The following is a 9,788-nucleotide window of genomic DNA, read 5'->3' on the forward strand; positions in this document are numbered from 1 at the left end:
CGTTTTCGGCGGCAACATATTCACCGTCGCCCGCGAAGCAGCCGCAGGCGATCACGTTGCAATCGAGCCACTCGAGATCGCGAATCTCCTCGGCCGACAAGCCGGCGGAAGCATTCAGGCGGAATCGTCCTTTGGCGTCGTCGAGCAGAAAATTGAAAAAGCATTCGCAGCCGAGTTGGCGCATTACGGCGAGGCAAAGATCCTCGATAATCGTATGCGGCTCATCGGTAGCCAACAGCCTCGCCGACGTTTCGGCTAGCAGCTTGAACCGCCGTTCGCTCGCTGCCAGCGTCTGTTCGGCCTGTTTACGCTCGGTAATGTCTATGTTGCTTCCGGCCATATGGACCGGACGGCCTTCGGCATCGTAGCGGATTGTGGCTCGCAGTTCGATCCAGCGGACGGTGAAGTCATTTTGGCGGATGATGCGGAATTCGCTGCTGAAATCCGGCGCTTGCCGCGCGAACGCCGTCTCTATACCCGACTTCAAGGTATCCCGATCGCCCGGATGTACCAGATTCAGCCAGGCATCGGTGGAGTGTTCGAACGCTTCGGGCGCGATACCGTAAATCTGGTACCACTGCGGCGACATACGGTGACGAGCGTCTTGGCTTAGATCGGCCTCAAAGCTCGCTACCTGGACGATCTTTTGCGACAGCTGGAGGAGTTGATCGCGTTCGTATAGCGCAGCCTCGAGGGGCTGCCGCTCGGCCAAGGCTCGATTGAGCAGCGACTGGCGCTCCAATGCGGCCCTGAACGCGCGCCGTTCGGCTTTGCGCAGGCGCGAAATCCCAAAGCTCAGTACTGTGCCTACTCCAAAAAGTAGTCCCAATCGCAGGGCTTCGGCGGGGTTCAGGATGTCGATAGAATCGGTCAGAATGACCAGGAGCGGAACGCTTGCCCCCATGCTCAGCGCGGTAGCCGCGAACCCCGCGCTCATTCCGCCATGCCATGCCCCGAACATTATTGCGACCAAGAACAGGGACAACGGTGGCGGTGGATCGAGAATGGCTCCTAGTGCAAGAATTATGGCGCTGACACAGGCCGTCGCTCCGATCGCAACCGAATATCCGTTTCCCAGCAATCGCTTTACGTTCACTCCGTTGTTCCCTCATATGACGTCAGGTCACGGGTCCACAAATGGTTAGTGTACTGCGGGTTGCGGGAAGGGGTGAAGGTTTTGTCGAGAGGCGGCTAACCGAATGAACGCACGCCCCTCGGACGGGCGGAATATCAAAAGCGGTTAGCTACGGGGAGCGGTGCCGGGCAGGGCATCAGGAAAAGGAGAATTATAAGAATTTTGCCGAAAGCCCCATTGCGGCTGAGACTTACCGCATTAGATGAGATAACTGGACCAGACCGCCTCCTCCTCTTGACCGACTCTCGGCTGGCCTTTGGCCGATGTCTTTTTCTTTAGTATTTTTCTGGTCCAGTTATCTTGGAGCATCCTGTTCCTGCGAGATCCGCATTCCTTTCGCTATGTCCTAAATCCTACCGAATCATCCATGGTTCGGCCTCGAATCGTTCAACCCGTACTCCTATCCTTAGCCAGGCTTAGGGGTAGGCTGTTACATTCGAGTGACGCGTATTTAAGCGTGTTGCGCCTGATCAAGACATCCGCAAGTCTACGTATGGACACCGGTGTTCCGAAAAAGCCGTCGGTTTGGAATTGCCTGGGCCGTTCATGCGTCCATAGGCACTTTTGCGTATTTCCGAAAGAGCTCGGACGCTGTTCAATGACAACTACTCTGCAATCACCAAGGGCGCTTTCCCCCGAGGCGCCCGTGGCAGTCGTCGAGTGGAATCAGGGATGATTCGATCAGTGTCAGGACAAGCGAAAGGAACCGGGGTGTCGCATGGAAAAGGATGTTCCGAGAGTAATGATGGCTGGGCGCTGGTGTCGAGTCACCCGGAAATGCGGAATTTGTCGCCGAAACAGCGGATGTTTAGGTCCAGTCGTCAAGACTCTCCTTCGAACCTCACGCTTCGGTTATTCTGTTTTATCGCATCTCGATCCCGGCCGATAGAACATCCTTTTAATCCAGCCAGGACGGAGGAGGGATCGCGTCGTCCTTGGCGCGTCGTCCGATGCCTCAATGTAAAAATTCGATTTGCTTGTCGAGGAATTCCCGCGCCCGGAAGATGCGCGAGCGGACCGTTCCGACCGGGCATTGCATGACCTGGGCAATTTCGTCGTAGCTCAGCCCGTCGAATTCCCGCAACTGGATAGCAGTCCGCAACTCCCCCGGAAGTTTGTCGAGCGCCTGCTGAATGGTTAGCGCAAGTTCCTCGGTCAATACCAAGCCTTCCGGAGTTTCCTGGTCTTTCAGTCGAACGGCGGATTCGAACTGCTCGGCCTCTTCGACATCGAGCTCGTCTTCCGACGGGCGGCGCAGCCGCATCGCCAGGTGATTCTTGGCGGTGTTGATGGCGATTCGATAGAGCCAGGTATAGAACGCGCTGTCACCGCGGAATCTCGGGAGCGCAAGGTAGGCCTTGATAAAGGCTTCCTGCGCGACATCCCACGATTCGTGAGGGTCCTTGATATAACGGCCTATCAGTTGCAAGAGCTTGGCCTGGTACTTGCGCACCAGACGATCGAAAGCACTCCGGTCTCCCTGTTGGACTCGATGTACCAATTCCTGATCGTCGATATAAACAGTAGCCATGAAGATCCTCCTTGGAAAGATTCTGTCGGATCCCATAACGGCTTCAGTGTTCGAGCTCATCAAGACCGTCCTGTCCAAAAAACCCTTCCGCTCAGCAGTTATACCGATTTTTACCGTTATCTTCCTGTTATCATTCGGCCATGGATATAGCCGCACAACAAAAAGCTTATATCGTTAAAAGGCAAATAGTGCCGCTACAGCAGCGAGTTACACCAGCCGTTAGGTGTTCCGACGTTAAATAAGAATTGGTTTATGGTCTTATTAAACACTCGGCATTTGTTGTAAAAAAGTCGTAAAACTTCGCACGAATATCTACGGATCAAATCTCTTCGCCTTTAACCGCTTTCCCGGTTCGTTGCCTGAAAAGACCTCGAAGCCCTTCAAATGTCAGCTGGATTTCATCGGAATGCGCAGTCGTTGACCTGGCCGAAGCACCGTCCCTTGCGTGATCGCGTTCATCGTCAGCAATTTGCGAAGTCCAACGCCGTATTTTGCCGCGATCAGACGCGGAGATTCGCCACGGCGAACCACATGTACCCGGTGCCCTTGTTTCGACAGCTTTGCGGACTTGGCTTTCTGCGCGACGGCTTTTCCGCGCCCGGAGCCCTTTACGATATCCTCTGCCGGGACCGGTGCCGGCGTCGTGAGCAAACGCGATGACATCATCACCGGCTCCTCTCCGACATCGATCAGCGAGGCAGTGACGATGCGTCTGTTGGACTGAGCGTCATCGCCGGCCACCAGCACGGGTTGTTCATAGGCCGAAATGCCCGGGGTGCGCTCCAAGGTCCCTTGAGGAAGCCAAACGTCGATGCCCGCGGGGAGCAGGGTGCGCCCCTTGATCGCGGATGTTGTCCAAGCGGGGTTGAGCTCGGCAAGCGTGTCGCGTTCCAGGCCGTGGAGTCTCGCCAGATGAGTGACCGGAAGGGAGCCGGTTAGACGGACGAGATCGTGCTTGAGAGGCGGTTGGAAGAATACGCCCGCCGGGAAATAATTCGGCAGATTCTGGATGATCGACCGCACGGCAAGGAATTCGGCATAAAAATTCCGTGACGCGAAACCGAAGGTCGAACCTTGGTAATAGCGGACGATCCGAGCGAGGTTCGGTCCGAATTCGTCTCTGGCGCGCGCCATTCCGCCTATGCCGTGGTTGTACGAGGTGATCGCCAGTCCCCAGTCGCCGAGCACTTCATAGGCGTGGGCCAGGTACCGTGCGGCGCCGCGCGTGGCAAACACCGGATCATAGCGCTCGTCGACCGCCCGGCTCAGGTGAAGGCAGCGGCGAGCTGTCGCGCGCATGAATTGCCACATCCCGGCGGCTCCCGCCGAGGAATGCGCGTGATTGACGAAAGACGATTCGACGTGGGGAAGCAAGGCGAGGTCTTCGGGCAATTCGGCCTCGCGGAATATCCTGCGGAACAGGCGATCGTAGCGGCCACTGGCTTCGAGTCCCTTTAGAAAGCGTTCCCGCAGCCCGCGTTGACCGCGTACCCGCTGACTTGCTCCGTACACGGCGTTTTCGCCGGCGTGGCTGACCAGGAGATCGAACAGTCGTTGCTGCGTGTCGGTCAAGCTGGCACCGAACCGCACCCGATCTTCCAAGTCCCGAAGTTCATTTTCGAGGGCATGGAGGTGCCATTCTACGGACGCTTTATGCTCATGCGTCAGACCCTCGCCATCGACATCCGGCAGCTTGATCACGTCGTAGACCACGCCCAAATGAACGCTGTCGTGGAGTGCAAACTGATTCAGATGCCACACCCCGAAAACCTGGCGCCAGAATTGCACCGCATCCTGCAATCCTACCGGCTCGACAAACGGGGGGCTGCCTTGTTCCTGCACCGCATCCGGATAATGACGGGGTCGAGGAACGGTATTCTCGGCAGTGGATTCGGCAAACACCATCACCAAGATGCCGAGCGTCATCCAAGAGCGAAACGAGGATTTCGGTTTCATAACGATCCATCTCCATCCGTGAGAAACAGTCGTGCGGGCACGACGGAAAGGTAAAGTCGATGCCTTCTTTTTCGGGTTTCTGGGAAACTGGGGAAGCCCCCCGAAATACCCCGATGTAAGTATCTCTCCGTAGTCAGCTGGGGGCAAGTGATATCCGCAAGCGATTCAAACGGTGCTTTCGGGATCAAGCGTGACGAGGCTATCATCCCGAAATATTCGGCGGAGTGCTTCTACTAGAACCCGGATGGAGGACATGCGTTGACGCCCGATGACTCAGCGAAGCCGGACAGAGGATCCGAATGGTTCGTTCCCCGATTCGGCTCTCCTAAATTTCGGAGAGCGATCGGCCTTCTTTTTCTGCCCTATACGGCGATGGTCATGTCCTTTACCGTGATCGGGTCCGTGCTGGCACCCGATCTCCATTGGGACCGGGTGATCGCCATCGCCTTCATTTACTTCTTGGGTCTCGGAATCGGCGCCCATGCCCTGGATGCGCTGGGCAGCAAGGCGAAAAAGCCATGGGGCGACGTGTTCGGCAAACGGCAGCTGTGGCTCATGGCGGGATGCTCGCTAGCGGCGGCCTATCTGGTTGCAGCCTACTTCATGGTGCGTTTCGTGCCGAATCTGATCTTCATCGCGCTTGTCGAGGGATTCTTCGTCTTTGCCTATAACCTGGAATGGTTCGACGGACGCTACCATACCGACGGATGGTTCGCGTTTTCATGGGGATTTCTGCCGGTTTTGGCGGGATACGTGATGCAAACGAACACTCTCTCCGTCGCCGTGATCGCGGTCGCCTTGTCCATGGCTCTGTTCAGCCTGGTAGAGATCAAGACATCGCGGCCTTACAAGGCGCTCAAGCAATGCGGCGGCGGCCTCGGCGATGCCGATCGGGCCTTGATGATCCGGTACGAGGCGATTTTGAAAAGCATCAGCCTAGGAGTCATCGTGCTGGGCATGGGCCTGCTGCTGTTTCGCGTGTTCGATTAGGGCGCTACCTCTCTGCCGATATCGGCGAATATCCCGGCGGGTCTTGCCCAAGTTGTGATATGGTCTCCCGAGCGGTTTTCGCCATGTGAGAAGGACTGCGGGCGTGAAGGGATTCAAGGATTATTGCTGCGGGTGTAGGCCGATTCTTGTTGAAGCGATCGATCAGACCTTGCAGGGACTTTTTCAGGGCCTGCATGTCCGTCCCGATGAGGCGCTGAACGATACGTTCCGGGGCGGAAAGATGATCAGAGGTTCCCTCGTGTGCCTGGTGAACGAAAGCCTTGGCGGAAATCCGTCGTCCGCAGTGCCGAGATCCGTGGCGGTGGAGCTTGTTCACGGGGCCACGCTGATCCATGACGATTTCGTGGACCAGGATCGCGCCAGGCGGGGCAAACCTGCTGCCTGGACCTTGGCGGGGGCGCGGAAAGCGGTGCTTTTGGGAGATGTCATCTTCGCTTCCGCCATCGAGATGATGAGCGACTTGAGCCGGGATGATGGTCTGGCGGTGTCGCGTGCGATCGCCCGAATCGCCAAGGGCGCGTTTCAGGAACCCATCGATCCTTCGGAACTGGCTGTTTATCTCCGGGCCGATGCCGTGCCCGAATCCCTCTATGACGCGATCATCGATCTCAAGACCGGCGTGCTTTTCGGCGTTGCCTGCGAACTGGGTGCACTTGCGGCGGGTGCCGAGCGGGATGTCCGAAATGCGTTTTATCGCTATGGTGTTTTGATCGGCGAAGCGTATCAGATCGCCGACGATTTGCAGGAAATCAAGCATCACCTGTCGAGCGGAGTCATCGACGCTCGGGCCATAGCCGCTCTTGCGCCTGCGATAGTCCGCTTCGGCGGGAACCTACAAGCCTCGATTACGCCCCTGTTGACCGGAGAGCGCTCGACGCTGTCGTGCGAACTGTCGAAAAGCTTCGAGGAAGCACGGATGAACATGGAGGAGGAGATGGAACGACGTCTCCAATTATCGTGTCTCGAGGTCTCGGGGCTCGTGCCCGACTCCCGCAAGAGAGTAATGATTCATGACGCTCCACGGGATTTGATCGACATGTTTAACGGGGTTTAACGCATCGGGCTTTGGAGTGAGCGCTCACCGGAATTTCAGCTCGCGGATTTCGTCGCCGTCACCAGGGCCGACGCGCCCCAGGTCAGCGTTTCGACGTTCACCGGGGCGAACCCGTTCTCGCGCAAAACCTCCGGAAGTTCGGTCAGCCATGCGGTTTGTTTGAGAAATCCGGGCAGTTCGTCGAAAACCGTTTTCCATTCGGGAAAAAATCTGGGTCCCGCCATTTGAAGAATTTTGAAGTAAAACTCCCAGAGCCGGGCGAATATGGGACCGCTGGGATAGGTGAAATCGTGCATGACGAGAACTCCGCCGGGGCGAAGCATGGCCTTGGCGTTTCGAATCAGACTCTCCAGCTCGGCATATTTGGCCAGATAAGAGGATGTAATACAGTCGATCGGGCCATCGACGCGGATGTCTTCGGCTTTTCCGAGCATGAAATCCACATTCCGGAGTTTCAGCGCGCGCGCTTTTTCCTTGGCGATATTCAGATATTCGTCCCGGAGTTCCACGCCCGTGACCCGGCATGCGGGAAAACGGCGGGCGATCTTGAACGTCAGGATGCCGGTCCCGCAGGCCTGGTCGACGATATGCGAAGCGTCTTTAGGAATCGCGTCCACAATCCTCTGTTTCCACCAAAGGTCGAAACCCAGGGTGCAGAGTCTGACGATGGTGTCGTAGCTGGCGCCGGTGCCGGCGAAAAAACGATGGGCCGTGGCTGTTCCGGGATGCGAATCCATGCGACCGACTCCTTGGGCTGCAACAAAGCCCGAAAGTGGATATTTCTCGAAGGCCGAGACTATCACGCGCATTAGGGTTTCGACTACTCCGACATCTATGTCGTCGGAAGCTTCCGACGGCGAATGATTTGGATTCTCATAGAGCGTGTTGCCGCCGAGACAAACCGTTTGCGAATCGTAAAGTTCCCACTTATCCTAAACTGAACCGTTTAGTTTAGGGCGTCGCAACTGTGTTCATTCGTTTTCTGCTTCATCGGACTTCTCCGCCGGTCTTTTTTCAACGCCGATTCGGCGCATCGAAGCGCGGTTCGTCTACCCTGATCAGGACCCGAGTTCGATAGCGCGTCATGGCGGCAAGCGCAGCGGAGAAAATCCGTCTCGACACTGCCGGGAGCGAGCCGGAGCACGTAAGCGAAAGTCCGGAGATCCGGGAAAGAGAGGTCAGCCCGTCCGAATGGATCGGTTTTACCGCCATGATCTTCGGAGTATTCATGGCGGTCCTCGATATTCAGATCGTCGCCAGTTCTCTGGAGCAGATTCAGGCGGGTCTTTCGGCGACGCGGGACGAGATCGGCTGGGTGCAAACCGCCTATCTGGTCGCCGAAGTGGTGATCATTCCCTTGTCCGGGTGGTTGGGCCGGGCCTTATCGACCCGTTATCTGTTCGTTCTCGCCTGCGGCGGCTTCACCTTGATGAGCCTATGCTGCGCGCTGGCCTGGGATCTGCCCTCGATGGTGGTGTTCCGAGCCTTGCAGGGGTTGTTCGGCGGAGCCATGATCCCGTCGATATTCGCGGTGATCTACACCTTGTTTCCGCCCCGCTTGCAACCGGCGATCACCATCCTGGTGGGGCTGGTGGTTACCGTCGCGCCCACCGCGGGCCCGGTACTCGGCGGCTATCTCACCGAGACGGTATCCTGGAAGGCGCTGTTTCTGATCAATCTCTTGCCCGGCTTGCTGGTCTGCCTAGGAACCTGGCTGTTCCTGCGGATTGACGAGCCCGAATGGGACTTGCTGAATCGGATCGATTTCCGCGGCATTTTGTACATCGTGGTTTTCCTTGGCAGCCTGCAATTCGTGCTGGAAGAGGGGACTCGGAAAGACTGGTTCGAAAGCGGCGAGATCGTGTTTTTCGCTTGTCTTGCCGCGGCGGGCGGCGTCGCGATGTTTTACCGGGAACTGACGCTCGAACACCCTATCGTCGACCTTTGGGCGTTTCGCAACCGCAATTTCGCTGTCGGCTGCGCGTTCAGCTTCATCCTCGGCATCGGCCTCTACACCATGATTTATCTGATCCCGGTGTATCTGGCCGGAGTCAAGGGGCTCAACAGTCTGCAGATCGGTCAATACGTCATGGTGACGGGCTTATTTCAATTCGTATCCGCCTTCTTCGCCGGCCCGTTATCCAAGGTGCTGGATTCGCGCCTGATGCTGGCCGGCGGACTGGCGCTCTACGGAACCGGCGCCTGGATGAACGGCAGTCTGACCGCCGACGCCGGCTATTGGGAATTCTTCTGGCCGCAAGCCGTGGAAGGCTTCGCCTTGATGTTCTGTTTCTTGCCGATCAGCGGTTTGGCCCTCGGTACCTTGCCGCCGGACGAGGTCAAGAACGCTAGCGGGCTGTTCAATCTGATGCGCAATCTGGGCGGAGCTATCGGCATCGCTGTCGCCAGTTCCTTGAAAACGCGCTATATCAAGGAGCATTACGCTGCGTTGCGAGAATCCGTGACCGGGGGTTCGCGGGAGGCAGAAGCCTTGATCGCTAAGCTGCAGGCGCAAATGGCCGGATTTCCCTTGCCGGACAGCGAAAAAGCGGCGCTCAAACAGCTTTCCCGGTGGGTGATACGAGAAGCCGAGGTCATGGCCGCCAACGATTTATTCCATCTGCTGGGGGCTATCTTTTTCGCCTCCCTCTTGTTGATGCCTCTGGTCAGGAAAGTGTCGACGGATCAGGAAACCGGTGGAGGACACTGATCCCGCACCGATTCAACGAAAACCTCTTGGGGAAGGGCAGCAGTAGTCGGCAAGGGATTGCCACCTACGACTAAAATAAACCGGCTCCCGCGATCGGGAGATGTTCTTATCTAAGTCAGCCAAACAAACCTGGTCGCCTGTCCACAGATTTCGTGGACAACCTTGTGGATAAATATGGGGATGAAAGCGGCGGCACCTGATATTTTCGGGCCTTACGTTAGTCTGGCCAGGTTTTTTTCAGGCCCGGTTGTTGGACGGATTAAAATCGTAACCTATTGATTTTGCGAAGATGATTTATTACGAAATGATGAATTGATAATTTACGGTATCGCCTTAACTAAGCGCTGCTTGTTCAAAATCCTGTCAAGTCTTGACAGTGGATAACTTTTCG

7 protein-coding genes are annotated in these 9,788 nt (G+C 56.8%); 3 read left to right on the top strand and 4 right to left on the bottom strand.

What is annotated here, in order from left to right; all coding sequences use genetic code 11:
* The 3 genes from ABJK70_RS14595 to ABJK70_RS14605 form a co-directional block, all read right to left on the bottom strand.
* Nucleotides 1–1,096: PAS domain-containing protein (locus tag ABJK70_RS14595; protein ID WP_347258328.1), on the bottom strand; the 1,096-nt coding region annotated here is incomplete at its 3' end.
* A 994-nt stretch (nucleotides 1,097–2,090) separates the two neighbouring features.
* Nucleotides 2,091–2,666 carry an RNA polymerase sigma factor RpoE gene (gene rpoE, locus ABJK70_RS14600; RefSeq protein WP_077729405.1) on the bottom strand — a complete coding sequence of 192 codons (576 nt, stop codon included), beginning with the start codon at nucleotides 2,664–2,666 and terminating at the stop codon, nucleotides 2,091–2,093.
* Between the two features lie 387 nt (nucleotides 2,667–3,053).
* Complete coding sequence (locus tag ABJK70_RS14605) at nucleotides 3,054–4,622, bottom strand: transglycosylase SLT domain-containing protein (RefSeq protein WP_347258329.1); 1,569 nt, start codon at nucleotides 4,620–4,622, stop codon at nucleotides 3,054–3,056.
* 378 nt (nucleotides 4,623–5,000) lie between these two features.
* Between ABJK70_RS14605 and ABJK70_RS14610 the strand changes: the two genes are divergently transcribed.
* Together ABJK70_RS14610 and ABJK70_RS14615 are read left to right on the top strand one after the other, a co-directional pair.
* Nucleotides 5,001–5,612 (top strand): hypothetical protein, encoded by a 612-nt coding sequence (locus ABJK70_RS14610; RefSeq protein WP_205780701.1) that lies wholly within the window; start codon nucleotides 5,001–5,003, stop codon nucleotides 5,610–5,612.
* Nucleotides 5,613–5,715: 103 nt separating this feature from the next.
* Complete coding sequence (locus tag ABJK70_RS14615; protein ID WP_077729413.1) at nucleotides 5,716–6,687, top strand: polyprenyl synthetase family protein; 972 nt, start codon at nucleotides 5,716–5,718, stop codon at nucleotides 6,685–6,687.
* A gap of 35 nt (nucleotides 6,688–6,722) precedes the next feature.
* On the opposite strand, the gene ABJK70_RS14620 is transcribed toward ABJK70_RS14615, so the two are convergent.
* Entirely contained in the window at nucleotides 6,723–7,424 is a 702-nt protein-coding gene (locus ABJK70_RS14620; protein WP_077729492.1) for a class I SAM-dependent methyltransferase, read from the bottom strand.
* Nucleotides 7,425–7,771: 347 nt separating this feature from the next.
* Between ABJK70_RS14620 and ABJK70_RS14625 the strand changes: the two genes are divergently transcribed.
* Nucleotides 7,772–9,397 (top strand): DHA2 family efflux MFS transporter permease subunit, encoded by a 1,626-nt coding sequence (locus ABJK70_RS14625; RefSeq protein ID WP_077729414.1) that lies wholly within the window; start codon nucleotides 7,772–7,774, stop codon nucleotides 9,395–9,397.
* Nucleotides 9,398–9,788: the final 391 nt, after the last annotated feature.

This window comes from Methylocaldum sp., assembly GCF_039794385.1.
Taxonomy (GTDB): Bacteria; Pseudomonadota; Gammaproteobacteria; order Methylococcales; family Methylococcaceae; genus Methylocaldum.